The sequence below is a fragment of the Rhodococcoides trifolii genome (assembly GCF_014635345.1).
GTDB lineage: Bacteria > Actinomycetota > Actinomycetes > Mycobacteriales > Mycobacteriaceae > Rhodococcoides > Rhodococcoides trifolii.
The window spans coordinates 132,743-148,232 of record NZ_BMCU01000006.1 but is presented as its reverse complement, the minus strand read 5'-3'; the positions used below and the strand labels follow the sequence as shown (position 1 = coordinate 148,232).

19 protein-coding genes are annotated in these 15,490 nt (G+C 64.9%); 15 read left to right on the top strand and 4 right to left on the bottom strand.

Going from position 1 to position 15,490, the window contains the following annotated elements:
- Positions 1 to 14: 14 nt before the first annotated feature.
- Positions 15 to 413, top strand: a complete 399-nt coding sequence (locus tag IEW02_RS22560; RefSeq protein ID WP_188547217.1) for a VOC family protein — start codon at positions 15 to 17, stop codon at positions 411 to 413.
- Positions 414 to 487: 74 nt separating this feature from the next.
- On the opposite strand, the gene IEW02_RS22555 is transcribed toward IEW02_RS22560, so the two are convergent.
- From IEW02_RS22555 to IEW02_RS22540, 4 genes are all read right to left on the bottom strand, one after another.
- Positions 488 to 925, bottom strand: coding sequence for a TIGR03618 family F420-dependent PPOX class oxidoreductase (locus IEW02_RS22555; RefSeq protein ID WP_188547215.1), 438 nt, complete (start codon positions 923 to 925; stop codon positions 488 to 490).
- A 171-nt stretch (positions 926 to 1,096) separates the two neighbouring features.
- Positions 1,097 to 1,441, bottom strand: coding sequence for a helix-turn-helix domain-containing protein (locus tag IEW02_RS22550; RefSeq protein ID WP_188547213.1), 345 nt, complete (start codon positions 1,439 to 1,441; stop codon positions 1,097 to 1,099).
- Positions 1,442 to 1,452: 11 nt separating this feature from the next.
- Entirely contained in the window at positions 1,453 to 1,830 is a 378-nt protein-coding gene (locus IEW02_RS22545) for a nuclear transport factor 2-like protein (RefSeq protein ID WP_188547211.1), read from the bottom strand.
- Entirely contained in the window at positions 1,827 to 2,201 is a 375-nt protein-coding gene (locus IEW02_RS22540) for a nuclear transport factor 2 family protein (protein ID WP_188547209.1), read from the bottom strand. Before IEW02_RS22540 ends, IEW02_RS22545 begins: the two co-directional genes overlap by 4 nt.
- Positions 2,202 to 2,293: 92 nt before the next feature.
- Here IEW02_RS22540 and IEW02_RS22535 point away from each other — a divergent pair, with 92 nt between their 5' ends.
- From IEW02_RS22535 to IEW02_RS22470, 14 genes are all read left to right on the top strand, one after another.
- Positions 2,294 to 3,436, top strand: a complete 1,143-nt coding sequence (locus tag IEW02_RS22535) for an acyl-CoA dehydrogenase family protein (protein WP_188547207.1) — start codon at positions 2,294 to 2,296, stop codon at positions 3,434 to 3,436.
- Positions 3,437 to 3,511: 75 nt separating this feature from the next.
- Entirely contained in the window at positions 3,512 to 4,300 is a 789-nt protein-coding gene (locus tag IEW02_RS22530; protein WP_188547205.1) for an enoyl-CoA hydratase/isomerase family protein, read from the top strand.
- Positions 4,301 to 4,336: 36 nt separating this feature from the next.
- Entirely contained in the window at positions 4,337 to 4,714 is a 378-nt protein-coding gene (locus IEW02_RS22525; protein WP_229746246.1) for a Zn-ribbon domain-containing OB-fold protein, read from the top strand.
- Positions 4,711 to 5,862 (top strand): thiolase family protein, encoded by a 1,152-nt coding sequence (locus IEW02_RS22520; RefSeq protein WP_188547203.1) that lies wholly within the window; start codon positions 4,711 to 4,713, stop codon positions 5,860 to 5,862. Before IEW02_RS22525 ends, IEW02_RS22520 begins: the two co-directional genes overlap by 4 nt.
- Positions 5,863 to 5,877: 15 nt before the next feature.
- The gene (locus IEW02_RS22515; protein WP_229746245.1) at positions 5,878 to 7,086 is read left to right on the top strand and encodes an acyl-CoA dehydrogenase family protein; all 1,209 of its coding nucleotides are present in this window, start codon (positions 5,878 to 5,880) and stop codon (positions 7,084 to 7,086) included.
- Positions 7,083 to 8,036, top strand: coding sequence for a phosphotransferase family protein (locus tag IEW02_RS22510; protein ID WP_188547201.1), 954 nt, complete (start codon positions 7,083 to 7,085; stop codon positions 8,034 to 8,036). Before IEW02_RS22515 ends, IEW02_RS22510 begins: the two co-directional genes overlap by 4 nt.
- Before the next feature lie 38 nt (positions 8,037 to 8,074).
- Positions 8,075 to 9,277, top strand: coding sequence for an acyl-CoA dehydrogenase family protein (locus tag IEW02_RS22505; protein WP_188547199.1), 1,203 nt, complete (start codon positions 8,075 to 8,077; stop codon positions 9,275 to 9,277).
- A complete protein-coding gene (locus IEW02_RS22500; protein ID WP_188547197.1) occupies positions 9,274 to 10,032 on the top strand; it encodes an SDR family NAD(P)-dependent oxidoreductase in 759 nt (252 codons plus the stop codon). The genes IEW02_RS22505 and IEW02_RS22500 overlap by 4 nt, the downstream gene beginning before the upstream one ends.
- Before the next feature lie 16 nt (positions 10,033 to 10,048).
- Positions 10,049 to 10,837, top strand: coding sequence for an SDR family NAD(P)-dependent oxidoreductase (locus IEW02_RS22495; protein ID WP_229746244.1), 789 nt, complete (start codon positions 10,049 to 10,051; stop codon positions 10,835 to 10,837).
- Complete coding sequence (locus IEW02_RS22490; RefSeq protein ID WP_188547195.1) at positions 10,837 to 11,901, top strand: NAD(P)-dependent alcohol dehydrogenase; 1,065 nt, start codon at positions 10,837 to 10,839, stop codon at positions 11,899 to 11,901. The genes IEW02_RS22495 and IEW02_RS22490 overlap by 1 nt, the downstream gene beginning before the upstream one ends.
- Positions 11,898 to 13,415, top strand: a complete 1,518-nt coding sequence (locus IEW02_RS22485; protein ID WP_188547193.1) for a class I adenylate-forming enzyme family protein — start codon at positions 11,898 to 11,900, stop codon at positions 13,413 to 13,415. The genes IEW02_RS22490 and IEW02_RS22485 overlap by 4 nt, the downstream gene beginning before the upstream one ends.
- Before the next feature lie 37 nt (positions 13,416 to 13,452).
- On the top strand, positions 13,453 to 14,076 hold the full coding sequence (locus IEW02_RS22480; RefSeq protein WP_188547191.1) for a TetR/AcrR family transcriptional regulator: 624 nt from the start codon (positions 13,453 to 13,455) through the stop codon (positions 14,074 to 14,076).
- 63 nt (positions 14,077 to 14,139) lie between these two features.
- A complete protein-coding gene (locus IEW02_RS22475) occupies positions 14,140 to 14,475 on the top strand; it encodes an EthD domain-containing protein (RefSeq protein WP_188547189.1) in 336 nt (111 codons plus the stop codon).
- The gene (locus tag IEW02_RS22470) at positions 14,472 to 15,488 is read left to right on the top strand and encodes an MBL fold metallo-hydrolase (protein ID WP_188547187.1); all 1,017 of its coding nucleotides are present in this window, start codon (positions 14,472 to 14,474) and stop codon (positions 15,486 to 15,488) included. Before IEW02_RS22475 ends, IEW02_RS22470 begins: the two co-directional genes overlap by 4 nt.
- Positions 15,489 to 15,490: the final 2 nt, after the last annotated feature.

The window sequence follows — 15,490 nt, the reverse complement described above, 5'->3', positions numbered from 1 at the left end:
CGAAAGGATCGACCATGCCTGCGTTTCCCGGACTGTCCCACGTAGCTGTGACTGTCTCAGACCTGACCGTGAGCACCGAGTGGTACTCACGGCTCTTCGATTCCGAGCCTGTCCTGGATGAGGACGAGGAATCCGGGGACTATCACCACACTGTCTATGCGCTCGGCGGAGGCATGCTCTTCGGCTTGCACACCCACACCGCAGGGCAAGTCGACGGCGCCTTCGACGAAACACGCTCGGGGGTCGATCACATCGCGTTTGCGTGCACGCAGGACGAACTCGACGCCTGGTCGAGCAAGCTCGACGACCTCGGTATCACGCACAGCGCTATCAAGCACGCCCACTACGGATCCGGCATCTCGTTCCGAGACCCCGACAACGTCGCGCTCGAATTCTTCGCGCCACCCGCCTGACGTGGTGCCGGTGCTCTGGCGTCGGTAACGGGTATTGCCCGCCCTCGTAAGAAAAATCGAGCACTGCAGGGCGTTCAGTTGCTGTAGACCCGGTCGGGTCGGATTAGCACCGCTGCCCGACGCTGCTGCGCCATCACGCGGTCGTACTCGTCCCAATCATCGTGCTCACCGCCGGCCGCAGAGAAGATCGCTCGGAGCAACAGCCGCAAACCCACGGCGTCGAGCCAGGATTGGGGGTCGTCGGGTCCGGCGAGCTCGGCGTGGCCTTCTACCGCCGCCCACTGCCAACCGTTGCGGAACGTAGCGGTGACCTGGGGGCGAACCCGCAGGTTCGCCAGCTTGACCGGGCCCGCCGCGACCACGCCCAGGACGCGCTCCCCGGTGACGGGATGATCGAGGATACCGGCGTTGACCAGCGAGGACTGGATCGTGCCGTTGGCTCGCAATGTCGACAGCACTACCAGGCCCTGCTCGTCGCCGGACAGCGATGCTGCCTCCTCGAGGGTCGTCATGAAATATCCTCTTCGTCGTCGTGGTCATGCTCGTCAAGTTCTACCGCGCTGCGTGCGGCAGCAGGCTGGACACACGGCTCGTCTGGGAGTCTGCGGCATCGGTCTCAGCGTCCGTCGGCTGAACAACGGACATGTCCGCTGAAGAGCACCTACGACAATAAAGGTCGTGACCTACTGCCGAATCGCACTCGGGGGCACGCCCGTCCACCGCCGAAATGCGCGACGGAATGCGCGAGATTCGGAGTAGCCCAGTCGGGCAGACAACGCACTGACCGACTCACCTCGGCGAAGACATCGAACAGCAGTGGCGGAGTAGTGGTGGGCGCGAAGGGCCCCCATGGACGTCGACTCGCCCGCCAGTAGTCGGCGCAGATGGGGCTCACTGATGTGGAGCAGACCCGCCACCGAGGAGTTGTCCGGCAACGGCCACTCACCAACGGTGTCGAACAACTCGACTACACGGCGCGACACCGGACCCAGCTGCTGCACGGTGGTCGCTTCGACAAATGTATGCATGTGAGGCGCGCTCAAGAGAACGAGATCTCCGGACTCCGCGCCATCAGCATCCTTCTGACTTTGCCTTCGGCGTCGAGCTGTGCCGAAGCGTTGAACGACGCTTCGAATTCGCCTCCGCGCGTTGTTTTCCCGAGAACAAGCTCGGTTCCGTTCACACACGCTCCGGCCTCGATGTGGTGAACGAGGGTGCTCTTCTCCCGCTGCGCGAGATAACGAACGAGCCCCTCTCGATCACCGACGAACTCGGCCGAGTCTCCCTGCCCCTTCGAAAAGAGGATGGAGATCTCGAAGTCGTCCGAGATCATGCCGAGGACTCTGTCGGGATCGGCCGAATCCATGTACGCGAACCAGGTTTCGAGAACCTCGGTGGACGTCGTCTTGCCGGTCATGAATTGCTCCCATTGCCGTGTGTCGGCACCAATGCGAAGTCCGTGTCGAACGAAACCTGGTAGCGGTCGATCAATCCGTCTGCGTTCAGATGCATTGCGCCGACGAAGAACCCCGTGACGACGTCGCCGTCGGTCACCGTGCCGTGTGCGAACTGGAGGTCTCCGTCGGCAGCGGCGCCGATCATGTTGTGTTTGCGGTCGACCGGAGGCCGTGCTGTCAGGTACGCCAGCATGCCGTCGCGGCCGCGTCCCCGGTTCACTCCGCTCGGGATGATCATGGCGAATTCGACTTCCGACGCCAGCATGGCCACGGCGGCGTGCAGGTCACCCCGGTCCAGCGTGGCGTAGTAGCTCTGGATGTTCAACGTCATGAATTGAACTTAGTTCGGCTATCCCCTGTTTGTCGAGACTCCGCCGCGCTATGGTCCAAGACACAAACTGAACTCAACTCGAGTGGAGCGTCATGACTCTTGCGACATCCCCGATCGAGGTCCCGTGGCCTCGCTCCGAACCGAGCGCCCTCACCCCCGGCGACGAACAAGCGCAACTCCGCGACGCGGTCCGAGGGCTCCTGGCCAAGCACTCGGGCATCGCACAGGTACGAGCCTCGTCGACCGATCCGCTGGGGTACTCCGCGTCGCTGTGGAATCGGTTGGCAGACGACATGTCCGTCGCCAGCCTGGCCGTCCCCGAGAACAGGGGTGGACTGGGATACGGAATGGTGGAGCTGGGCATCATTCTCGAGGAGTGCGGGCGCAGTATTGCGCCCGAACCGGTGTATTCGAGCGCGGCGCTGGGCGTCCACGCATTGCTCGCAGCAACGGAACCCGGTCTCGACGACCTTCTGGCAGCGAGCCTGACAGGGTCGATCGTCGTCGCCGTCAGCGCGCTGACACCTGAATCCGACGCGCTTGTCGCGCAGCGCGGCACGGATGGGTGGACCGTCAGCGGCACCGCACAGCACGTGATCGGCGGAGCAGAAGCACATCTGGTGGTCGTCTCTGCGGACTGCTCCGATGGCCGGCGATTGTTCGCGGTCCACAGTGACGACCGAATCTCGTCGCGGAACCTACGCACCATCGATCCGACCCGTCGCCAAGCCGACCTCACGGTGGACGACGCGAGCGCGACTGCACTCTCCTCCCCCGACACCACCGACCGAATATGCAGCAGCCTGGTTGAATTAGGGACTCTGGCCCTGGCGAGCGAGAACACCGGCATCGCCGACGCGCTTCTCGAGATGACCGTCGACTACGTCAAGAACCGCCAGCAGTTCGGTCGACCCATCGGGTCGTTCCAGGCTGTCAAACATCGTCTCGCCGACGCACTTCTCGCCCTCGAGCGAGCTCGATCGGCGTCTCGATACGCAGCGGCGGTCTACGACGAGAACCCGTCCGACGCCTCCCTGGCTATCGCCGTGGCGGGTGCGGTGTGCACCGATGCGGCCGTGCTCGTCGCTTCCGAAGCGGTCCAGCTTCACGGGGGCATCGGCTTCACGTGGGAGCACCCCGCACAGTCGTTCTATCGACGTGCGATGGGAAACGAAGCGCTGCAGGGCGACTCGCGTAAACATCGCAACCGCATCGCAGATTTGATCGGCGTCTGAAGTTCGCTATTGACGCAGACCAGTCAACTGATCAATACTGAAGTGAATCCAGTTCAAATTGAGAGAGGCAATCACATGATCGACACCGACCACATCCTTCTGGAGAAAGACGGCGAAGTAGCGCGCGTTTGGCTCAACCGCCCGCACAAGAAGAACGCCGTCACGGTGGAGCTGCTGCACCGTCTCGACGAGATCATCGTGGAGGTCGACAACGATCCGAACCTCAAGGTTCTCGTACTGCGCGGAGTGAACAACACCTTCTGCTCGGGATTCGACCTCGACGAACTGCTGTCGGACTTCATCGGCACCACCACCGCTATGGACGTTGCCGTCCTGTCCGCCAAGGTGTGCGACCGCCTCTACTCGATGAACACCCCGTCGGTCGCGGTCCTCGAGGGCTACGTCACCGCCGGTGGATTCGAGCTGATGATCTCCTGCGACTTTGCGATCGCGGCAGACGAAGCCCGGATCGGCGATTTCCACATCCGCCGTGCACTCTTCGGTGGCGCCGGCCCCATCTACCGCCTGCCCCGCATGATCGGCATCCGCAAGACCAAGGAGCTCATGCTGACCGGCAAGCTCCTCTCCGGCATCGAGGCAGTCGACTTCGACCTGATCAACGCGTCCGCGCCGGCCGAGGACCTCGACAAGACCGTCGAGGAGTTCATTGCGAACCTCACCGACAAGAGCCCGTTCATGATGAAGCTGACGAAGATGTGCATCGACCGCGGCCTGGACGCAGACATCCAGTCGCTCATGGTCATGGAGCATCTCGCCGTGGGCAACGCACTGCAGTCCGAGGACGGCAAGGAGGGCGTCACCGCGTTCCTCGAGAAGCGTGAACCGAAGTGGGTCGGACGCTGATCCGTCCGCGCCGACCGTAATCAGAAGGGACTCCTCGTGGTCGACACGTCCGCCATCGCGCTCGACGGAAGTGAATGCACCGTGTGCCACACGGTTGCCTTCCCCGCCAGCACGATGTGCAGCAGGTGCGCAACCCCGACGGGCGTCGCCCGTCGCTTGAGCACGCAGGGCACGGTGTGGGCGTACACGATTCAGCGGTTCGCGCCGAAGTCTCCGCCGTACGTGCCCCCGGCGGACGGCTTTCGGCCGTTCGCGGTCGGCTACGTCGAACTCCCCGAGGGAATCAAGATCGAAGCCCTGATCGATTGCGACAATTTCGACGAACTGGACGGGGCGCCGGTGAGTCTGGTCGCCACCACACCGGTGCCCCGGTTCGCAGTGGGAACGTTCCGATCGAAGGAAGTGCCGGCATGAGCCAACCCGTATCCATCATCGGGGCCGGACTGTCGAAGTTCGGCCGGCAGCCCGGAGTCAGCGGTCGCCAGATGGCCGTCACGGCCATCGACACCGCACTGGCCGACGCCGGACTGACGTGGCCGGACGTCCAGGTCGCGTTCGGCGGCAGTGACGGCTCCGGCCTGGCCGACACCCTGGTAGCCGAACTGGGTTTCACCGGCATACCGTTCACCAACGTCAAGAACGGCTGCGCCACTGGAGGTAGCGCGCTGTTCTCCGCGGTCAACGCCGTACGGTCGGGCTCGGCGAACATCGCACTCGCCGTCGGATTCGACAAGCACCCCCGCGGTGCGTTCGACCCGCGGCCCGGTGAGTGGGGACTGCCGGACGGGTACGGCGAAGCCGGGCTGATGGTGACCACACAATTCTTCGGCGCCAAGATCTCCCGCTACATGCGCCAGCACGGCATCACGTCGAACACTCTCGCTCGCGTGGCCGAAAAGGCCTACCGCAACGGTGTTCTCAACCCGAACGCCTGGCGCAGGGAATCGATGGACGCCGCCACCATCGCGTCGGCGGACATGGTGAACGATCCGCTGACCCGCTACATGTTCTGCTCTCCGGGTGAGGGCGCCGCCGCGGTGATCGTCGCCGACGAGGACACGACGCGTCGGCTCGGCGGACGACCGGTACAGCTGCGGGCGATCACCCACCGCACCAGACGATTCGGCTCGTTCGAGGTCTTCAGCCCTGCCGTTCAGGGCAGTGGTGAACCGACCAGCGTCTCCGCCGACGCAGCACGGGCGGCATTCGAACAGGCCGGCATCACACCCGGCGACGTCGACGTGGCACAGCTTCAGGACACCGAGAGTGGTGCCGAGATCATGCACATGGCCGAGTGCGGATTCTGCGAGCCCGGCGAGCAGGAATCGATGATCACCAACGGCGACACCGAGATCGGCGGTCGCCTCCCGATCAACACGGACGGTGGATGCATCGCCAACGGCGAACCCATCGGAGCGTCGGGACTGCGGCAGGTCCACGAAATCGTCACTCAGCTTCGCGGTGAGGCCGGTGACCGCCAAGTCACCGGCAGTCCGCGCGTCGGATTCACCCACGTGTACGGCGCTCCCGGCATCAGCGCCTGCACCGTCCTGACCGTATGAGACCGAGGTAATGCAGTGAGTCAGCAGACAATTCCGGACCTTGCGTCCTTCACCGACGACGCGGTCGCTTGGCTCGGGACCGTCGCCACACGACGCACCGAGTCCGTGTGGGGAAGCGGCTCGGATTCGGTGGCGGTGTTCGAGAACTGGACAGCGGACGAGGAACGGGCACGCACCGACGAGATCTCGGTGTACGAGCGCGCGAAGTTCGACGCAGGATGGGGGCCGCTCAACTGGACGAGCGAATTCGGTGGCCGCGACCTCCCCCTGTCGTACGTTCTGGCGTTTCGCCGCGCCGAGGACGAGTTCGACGTTCCCAAGCGAACCGAAATGTTTTCGGTGACGCAGCAATTGGTGGCGCCGACCATCGCTCAGTGGGGATCGCCGGAGCAGCAGGACAAGTACATCCGCGCGATGCTGCGTACCGATCTCATCGTCTGCCAACTGTTCTCGGAAACCGAGGCCGGATCGGACCTCGCTGCCGTACGGACCGCTGCGGTGCAGGCACCCGGCGGCGGGTGGACGATCAACGGTCACAAGGTCTGGACTTCAGGCGCTCGGGTTGCCGACTACGGAGTTGCGCTCTGTCGAACCGACACCGGTGTCGCGAAGCACGCGGGACTGACCATGTTTCTGGTGCCCATGACGGCGCCCGGTGTGACGATCAGACCCATCCAGCAGATGACCGGCGGTAGTTCGTTCAACGAGGTGTACCTCGACGGTGTCGAACTCGACGACGCCTACCGCCTCGGACCGGTCGGCAAGGGCTGGCAGGTCGCTCTCACCGTCCTCGCTGCCGAGCGGCTCGACGGCGGCAACCTCGGTCTCGCCAACGCAGATCAGGCAGTCGCCCTGGCGCAGAACCTCGGTCGGCAGTTGACCGAAATCGAGCGCGACGCCGTCGCCGACCTGGTGACACGCAGCTACGTTCAGCGCATCAGCAACATGCGGGTCGCCGGTGCGGTCATCGCCGGCAACGACCCCGGGCCGGAGGCGTCACTCGGAAAGCTGCTCGCCACCGGCACCATGTCCGCCACCTCGGACGTCGTGCGCCTCCTGCTCGGCCGCGAACTGACCGCGGACTCCGGCAGATGGGGAACGTACGCGTGGACCGAACACATCCTCGGCGCACCCGGGTACCGGATCGCCGGCGGGACCGACGAAATCCAACACAACATCATCGCCGAACGAGTGCTCGGCCTACCACGGGAGCCACGTCCATGACCGAGTTGCGCGCCCGCGTCGCCGAGAAGCTCAGTGCCGAAACGGGTTCCACCGTCACGAGTTTCGAGCCCTTGCCCGGCGGGCACTCGGGCCTGACCTACCGCGCCGACGCCACCGGCGGCAACGTCGTGATCAAGGCCGTGCCCGACGGACAGCGCGCAGTCGGTCGGCACGACATGCTGCGGCAGGCGAGCATTCTGACCGCCCTGGCGCAAACCGACGTTCCAGTCCCTCGAATCGTTGCCGTCGACGATCAGGAACCGGCATGGTTCGCCATGGAGTTGGTGACGGGCGAGTCACTCGAACCGGTTCTCGACGATCCTGCGGTCGAACCGGGGCTCGCCGCGCGTCGGATGCGGCGCGCAGCCGAAGTGCTGCCTCGCCTGCATCGGGTCCCACTGAGCTCGATTCCCGGCATCGCCGAACCCCTGACCCCGGCAGACGAACTCGCCCGCTGGGCGCGCACCCTGGGGGCTGTGCCGCCGGAACTCGTGGTCGGCGGAGATCGATTGCTGCGTTTGCTGGAAGCCGACGTTCCGGACGCGATCGACCCCACCCTCGTGCACGGCGACTATCGGCTGGGCAACATCATCGCAAACGGGATCGAACCGGTCGCTCTGATCGACTGGGAGATATGGAGTGCCGGTGACCCGCGTGTGGAATTGGGGTGGTTCTTCCTGTTCGCCGACGGCACCAACTTCCCCGAGGTCGGGCGCGAGGTGCCGGGACTGCCCCGTTCCGACGAACTCGTCGCCCTCTACTCGCGGAACGGTCCCGCTCTGCCCGACCTGACCTGGTTCGATGCCCTGGGCCGGCTCAAGATGGCGGCGATCATGGGCCACAACCTGCGCCGACACCGTGAAGGCCGACACCACGATCCGGACCAGGAAAAGCTGCCGGCCACCATCGACCGGCTGATCATCACCGGCACAGCACTTCTCACTGCCTGACACCCTTTCGCCACCACTACTCGACAGGAGCGAAGGACATGGACTTCTCCTATTCCGCGCGCACCGAAGAACTCGGCAAGACGCTCGAGGCGTTCATGACCGAACACGTCTACCCGGCCGAAAAGGTCTACGACGCGCAGATCGCCGCGAACGACAATCCGCACGAACAACCGCAGATCATGCGCGATCTGCAGGCCCGTGCACGCGAACTCGGCCTCTGGAACCTGTTCATGACCCACGACGGACTCGGGGCCGGGTTGACCAACCTCGAGTACGCGCCACTGGCCGAGATCGTCGGGCGCTCCATGATCGGCAACGAGACGATCAACTGCTCTGCCCCCGACACCGGCAACATGGAGATCCTGGCCATGTTCGGCACCGATGCGCAGAAGGAACAGTGGTTGAAACCGCTGCTGGACTGCACCATTCGGTCTGCTTTCGCCATGACGGAACCGGACGTGGCGAGTTCCGACGCCACCAACGTCACCTCGACCATCCTCCGCGACGGCGACGATTACGTGATCAACGGCCGCAAGTGGTACACCTCCGGGGTCCTCGATCCGGACTGCAAACTCATGATCTTCATGGGCAAGTCCGATCCCGACGGCCCGACCTACCGCCAGCAGAGCATGATTCTCGTACCCGCGGACGCGCCGGGAATCGAAGTGCTGCGCGACCTTCCGATGTTCGGATTCCAGGATCGACTGGGTCACGGTGAGGTGCAGTTCACCGACGTGCGTGTGCCGGCCACCAACATGCTCGGTGAAGAAGGTGACGGATTCGCCATCGCTCAGGGCCGACTCGGCCCCGGGCGCATGCACTATGCCATGCGTGCGATCGGTATGGCGGAACGCGCCCTGGACATGATGTGCCAACGTGCTCTGAGGCGCAATGCTTTCGGTGGCCCTCTGGCCGACCGTGGCGTCGTCCGTGAGTGGATCGCACGCAGCCGCATCGAGATCGACCAGATCAGGCTTCTCGTGCTGAAGTCGTCGTGGCTCATGGACACCGCGGGAAATGCCTCTGCGCGATCGGAAGTCGCCGCGATCAAGGTGGCGGCAATGGAGGTGGCTCACAATGTCGTGGACCGGGCGGTGCAGACCCACGGCGCCGCCGGGGTCAGCAACGACACCGTTCTCGCGCGCCTCTACGCCATCACTCGCGCACTGCAGATCGCGGACGGCCCCAGCGAGGTCCACCTGCGGACCATCGCCCGACTCGAATTGAAGAAGCACGCATGACGACCGAAATTCTCACCGGCAAGGTCGCTCTGGTCACGGGCGCCAGCCGCGGACTGGGCCTGGCCATCGCTCGCGGTCTGCGAGACGCGGGAGCCACGGTGGTGCTGTCGAGCCGTAAATTGGAGGCGTGCAAGGACGCGATCGAGGCACTGGGCTCAACCGGTCCGGGCTCGCTACACCCACTCGCGTTGCACGTGGGTAAGTGGGACACGATCGAACCGGCCGTCGACGCGATCATCTCCGAACACGGCGGCCTGGACATAGTCGTGAACAACGCCGGTATCGCACCGCTCGCGGAGAATCTCCTCGCGGTGACCGAGGGTCTGTGGAACAAGACGATCGAGGTCAATCTCAAGGGACCGTTTCGGCTGATGGCGGTTGCCGGTGACCGAATGGTCGCGGCCGGTGGTGGTTCCATCGTCAACATTTCCAGCATCGGCGCCGAACGCCCCAGCCCGCCCGAGGCGATGTACGCCGCGGCCAAGAACGGCCTCAACGCCCTCACCCGAGCCTTCGCCCAGGAGTACGCTCCCACCGTGCGGGTCAACTGCATCATGCCCGGAGGGTTCGCCACCGACATGGCCGAGAACTGGGACGACGAATTCGTCGGCAAGATCGTCGACCGGTTGCCCGCGGGGCGCCTGGGGCGGCCGGAAGAAATCGCCGGACTGGTCACTCACCTCGCGTCGGACGCGTCGAGTTACACCACCGGGGCCATCATCCCGGTGGACGGCGGCAGAACGGCTGTGTACTGACCGTGAGCGAGAAACCATGACGGACAACATCATCGAAGAACGGCGAATGCTCGACGACATGTTCGGGCTCGCCGGTCGGGTCGCAATCGTGACCGGCGCGTCGTCGGGTCTCGGACTGGGGTTCGCGCGGACGCTGGCCGGGGCCGGAGCCACCGTCTTCGCCGCCGCCCGCAGGCTCGACCGGCTGAACACCCTCGCCGCCGAGGTCCCCGGCATCGTGCCCGTGCAGTGCGACATCACCGTCGACGCAGACCGACGCTCCCTCGTGAACCGAGCCGTCGCCGAAGGCGGTCGAATCGATGTTCTGGTGAACAACGCCGGCACGCCGGGGCCTCCCAACGCCGAAGACGAGACCATCGACGGTTTCGACGCGGTCCTTCGGGTCAACCTGGTGGCCGGGTTCCATCTGGCCACGTACCTCGTCGGATCCCTCCCCGCCGACGCTCGAGCGTCGATCGTCAACGTCTCGTCGGTGATCGGACTCGTTTCCACCGCTCCGATCGGTGGTGCCAGTTACGCCGCTTCCAAGGCCGGAACTCTGGGGCTCACTCGTGAACTCGCCGGCCAGTGGGGCCGGCGCGGAGTCCGCGTCAACGCCGTCGTACCCGGCTGGTTCGACACGGAGATGACGGACGGGTTGTTCACCAACGACAAGTCCGCCGGCTGGGTGCGGCGCAACACCATGTTGGGCCGCGGTGGAACGGACGGCGAAATCGACGGCGCAATAGTGTTTCTCGCATCCGATGCGTCGTCCTACATGACCGGACAAACGCTCGTGGTCGACGGCGGCTGGACGGCCCGCTGATGAAGGCCGTACAGCTCGTCGACTGGGGTACGCCTCCGCAACTGCGCGACGTACCCGATCCCGAACCGGTGGGTGAAGAGCTCCTCCTGCGCGTCGACGCTGCAGGCCTGTGTCGGTCCGACCTCCACGTCATGGACTCCCCCGCCGGCATGTTCGACTACGAACTCCCTCTCACCCTCGGTCACGAAGTAGCCGGGACGGTGGTGGGTGTGGGCCCCGACGCCGACCCCGATTGGATCGGTGACGCTGTTGTGGTGCACGGCATCTGGTCGTGCGGCATCTGCAGGAACTGCCGTCGCAGTCGCCAGAACTACTGCCTCGAACTGCGCCGCGGGTCGGACGGCCGCCTCGCGTCGATCGGCAACGGTCTCGGCCGGCCGGGTGGGTTGGCCGAATTCATGACCGTCCCGTCCGAGGCCGTTCTCGTCCGGACCGGAACACTCGGCGCGGAGCAGGCTGCGCCGTTGGCCGACGCGGCATTGACCGCGTACCACGCCATTCGAACCAACTCCGACCTGATCGATGCCGAGACCGTCGTTCTGGTCATCGGTATCGGCGGTCTCGGGCACCTGGCGTTGCAGATCCTGCGCAGCTTCGGGGTAACGCGAATCGTCGCAGTCGATGCTCGATCCGAAACATGTTCGCTTGCACTGAAGTCCGGTGCGCAGTCGTTCCACGAGACCGTCGACTCCGCGGCGCCTGACGTGGTGGGCATGGGCGGCGCCGACCTGGTGCTCGACTTCGTCGGTGCCCCCGGAACAGCCGAACCCGCTGCCGGCCTTCTCGCGTCGGGCGGACGCCTCGTGGTGGTCGGGAGCGCCGGTGGGCGCGTCACCGTGGGCAAGGACGTGGGTATGGCCACGGGGTGGCACGTCGGTGCCCCGTTCTGGGGCACCCGAGACGATCTCGAGCGCGTCGTCGCTCTGGCTCAGGCCGGCGCTCTGCACGCCGAAGTCACGACGTTCCCGCTGACCGACGCGCCCCTGGCCTACCAGCGCCTTCGCTCCGGCGACATCGCCGGCCGAGCCGTGCTCACCCGATCGAAGGAAGAGACCGCACAGTGAAGACGCTCGCTCAGGAAATGATCACCCGCGCCGCGCGGACACCGGACGACGTGGCCGTGGTCGACGAATCGGGTAGTTACACCCTCGGTGCGGTAGTGACGGCCGCCGACGCGCTGGCACACACTATTGCCGAACTCGACACGGCACCACCCACCGTCCTCGTTCAAGCCGACAACACCTGGCGCACAGTGGTCTCGGCTCTCGCCGTCGGTATGCGCGGGGGTGTCGTCGCGGTGCTCAGCCCGCACGCGACCGAGTCCGAGTTCGCTTTGGCTGTGGCCGACATCGCGCCCGACGTCGTCATCGGTGACGCCGATTCGTTGGCGCAGTGGGGTGTCGACGCCTCGACGTTTCCGCGTTCTGCGGCAGCATTCGATACCCTCGAAATACGATCTGGACAAGCCTCTTTCGGGGACATCGACCGGTGGCAGGGCGGGACGGCCATCGCGATGACATCCGGCTCCACCGGCCGCCCCAAATGCGTGGTGCAGTCCGAGGAGGCGATCCGCTACGCCTGCCGCAGCACCATCGACGCGGTCGGACTGGAACCTGGCGACGCCATCGGCGCATTCGTGCCGCTGTCGTCGGTAGCGGCCTTCTGTTTCGGTATGTATCTGCCCGCCTTCCTGGGTGGACGCATGGTGTCGATCGGCAGGTGGTCACCCGTCCGAGCTCTCGAAGCGGCTGCACAACAGGGTATTGCGTGGACCATGCTGGTCCCGACGATGGCACTGCAGCTGTCGGTCACCGACGAGTCCGAGGGACGACTGAAGGCGATGCGCGCCATGACCGTCGGCGGCGGACCGATGAACGAACGCGCTCTCGGTCTTGCCGAGAACGTACTGGGGACAACCTTCCTCCGGGTCTTCGGTATGTCCGAGTGTCTCGGCCACACCACCCCCGCCCTGGACGATCCGCCCTCCATCCGACTCGGCCGCGACGGACGACCGTTTCCCGGAACGATCGTGCGATCGGTGGACTCCTTCGGTGAGCCGCTTCCCGCCGGCGAGGTAGGTGAGGCGCAGGTCAAAGGTCCCTCGTTGTTCGTGGGCTACGCACGCGAGGGGAGGCCCGTTCCGCCCGCTCTGACGCCCGACGGTTTCCTTCCGACCGGCGATCTGGTCGAGGTCGGGACCGACGGGTCGATCTTCGTGTCCGGGCGACAGAAGCAGATCATCATCCGCGGCGGTCGCAACATCGACATCAACGAGATGGAGTCCGCGCTGGCCGCACTCGACGGTGTCGTCCAGGTATGTGTGGTGCCGGTCCCCGACGACATGCTGGGCGAACGGGCGGCGGCGTTGGTCGTGACGGGTGGCAGAGAAATGACGCTCGACGACATCACCACTCGACTTGCCGACACCGACTTGGCCAAGTTCAAGTGGCCGGAGTTCGTGTTCACGGTCGAAGACCTGCCGCAGAACAGAGTGGGAAAGCTGTCACGCCAGGACGCAGTCGCCCTGGCCGCCGAACTGGCGGGCGCAGCCGAGACGAATTCAGCTCGAAAAATGTAAGCTGACCGTCGAAGAACTTGCAGACAGTGGGGAAACGATGACCGTAGGCACCGGCGTTCGGCGTGAAAGCGCGCGCTCGAAGCGCACTCTCATCTTGTCCACTGCAATCGATCAGTTCGGCAAGGTGGGCTACGAACACACCAAGTGGGCGTCCATCGCAGACGAAGTGGGGATCGGGCAGACTGCCTTGTATCACTACTTCGAGTCCAAGGCTCATTGCCTGCTCACCATCATGCGCCTCGAACTCGCAGATTCTCTGGACAGGTTCATCACGGCCACCGAAGACGAGGGCGACCCCGAGAAAGCACTGCGTGCGGCCATAACGGCGTCGCTCGCCGCGACGCCCACGGACGCTTTGCAGCGGCGGATCCTGCAGAACCACATGGATTTGCTGGCCACGGAGCGGCAGTCGGCCAAAGAGGAAGCCGAACGCCTCGAATGTCGTGAACTGGTGCACCAGATCGAGGTGCAGTGGACGGCACTCGTCAACAAGGGCATCAAAGCCCGCATGTTCGTGAAGTCGGATCCCAAGATGCTCGCCCGGCTCGTCCTCGCTCTGGTGATCAGCGTGTGGCGTTGGTACCGGCCGGAGGGAAAGCTCTCCATCGACGCCATCACGAAGCAGGTCACCGACGCCGCGATGCGGGTAGTACTCAAGTGAGCCGACCGACGGACGAGTTCTGACCGGTGTAGTAAACTGAACAGAATTCACTTAGGAGGTACCGTGTACAACCTCGTACTCGTCGCATCCCGTCCAACCGACTGGACACACGATCAATTCATCACCTGGTGGCGCGGTGAGCACGCCGACGTCACCTATCCCCTTCCCGGGTTGCTGCGGTGGCAGCACACCGAGTTGTTGGAAGCCTTCGGCGGCAAATCCGAAGGGTGGGACGGTTTGTCGGTTCTCAGCTTCGAATCCCGAGACGCCCTGGAGGCGGCGTTGGCCAGCCCGGAATGGGCGGCCGCGGTCGAGCACGTCGGCACCATGGGCGGACGCAGAATGATGTGGTACGGAGACGAGAAGACGATGGTTCCGCTCGCCGCCGTGGGCCGATGACCATGTCGTGGACCGACTCCGGCTGCTTCCCGGTTTCGGACGGTGTCCACCGCGTACCGCTGCAAATGCCACAGGACGGCCTCCGCGCCATCAACGTCTATGTCCTCGAGACCGACATCGGTATTGCTCTGATCGACGGCGGCTGGCGCCGTGACTCCACGCACGACGAGCTCGTTGCGGCTCTCTCGCTCATCGGGCGGCGCCCGGCGGAGATCCACGACATCTACGTCACGCACGTCCACCGCGACCACTACACGTTCGCGGTGGAGCTGCGCCGCCGGTACGGCTCGCGAGTACACCTGGGAAAAGCTGAGGCGCTGGGGATCTCGGCAATTGCGGAATTGAACTGCAATGTTCCGGAGAGTTCGATCCGTGAGCTGCACCGCGCCGGCGCTCCGGACATCGCGGACGTCGCTTACCGCGCCGGAATCGCCGAACCGTTCGAGCCGTCGGACTGGGCTGCGCCCGACTCGTGGTTGACCGACGGACCGGTCGACGTCCCCGGCAGGAACCTGGCTGCCACCCACACACCCGGTCACACCAAGGGTCACATGGTCTTTCACGACGCCGATCTCGGCCTCAGCTTCACCGGTGACCATGTCCTACCGACGATCACACCGTCGATCGGGTTCGAGCTCGGCGACTGGGATCTGCCACTGGCCCGTTACCTGTCGTCGCTGACGCTCATGTTGGACGACGCCGATCGGTCGATGATGCCGTCGCACGGGAACACCGGCTCGAGTGTCCACGACCGGTGCCGAGAACTGTTGGCGCATCACGATCGCCGCTTGCAGAACACCCACGATGCGGTCCGTTCGCTGGGTCCGTGCACCGGCCTGTCGGTTGCGTCGGCGCTCACCTGGACCCGACACGAACGTCCGTTCTCGGCGCTGGACGACTTCAACAAGATGGTCGCCACCTGCGAGACGCTGGCACACCTCGATGTTCTCGCCGACCGCGAACTGATCACCGTTCGAACGCACGACGGGGTGGACACCTTCAGCTCGCGCTGAGG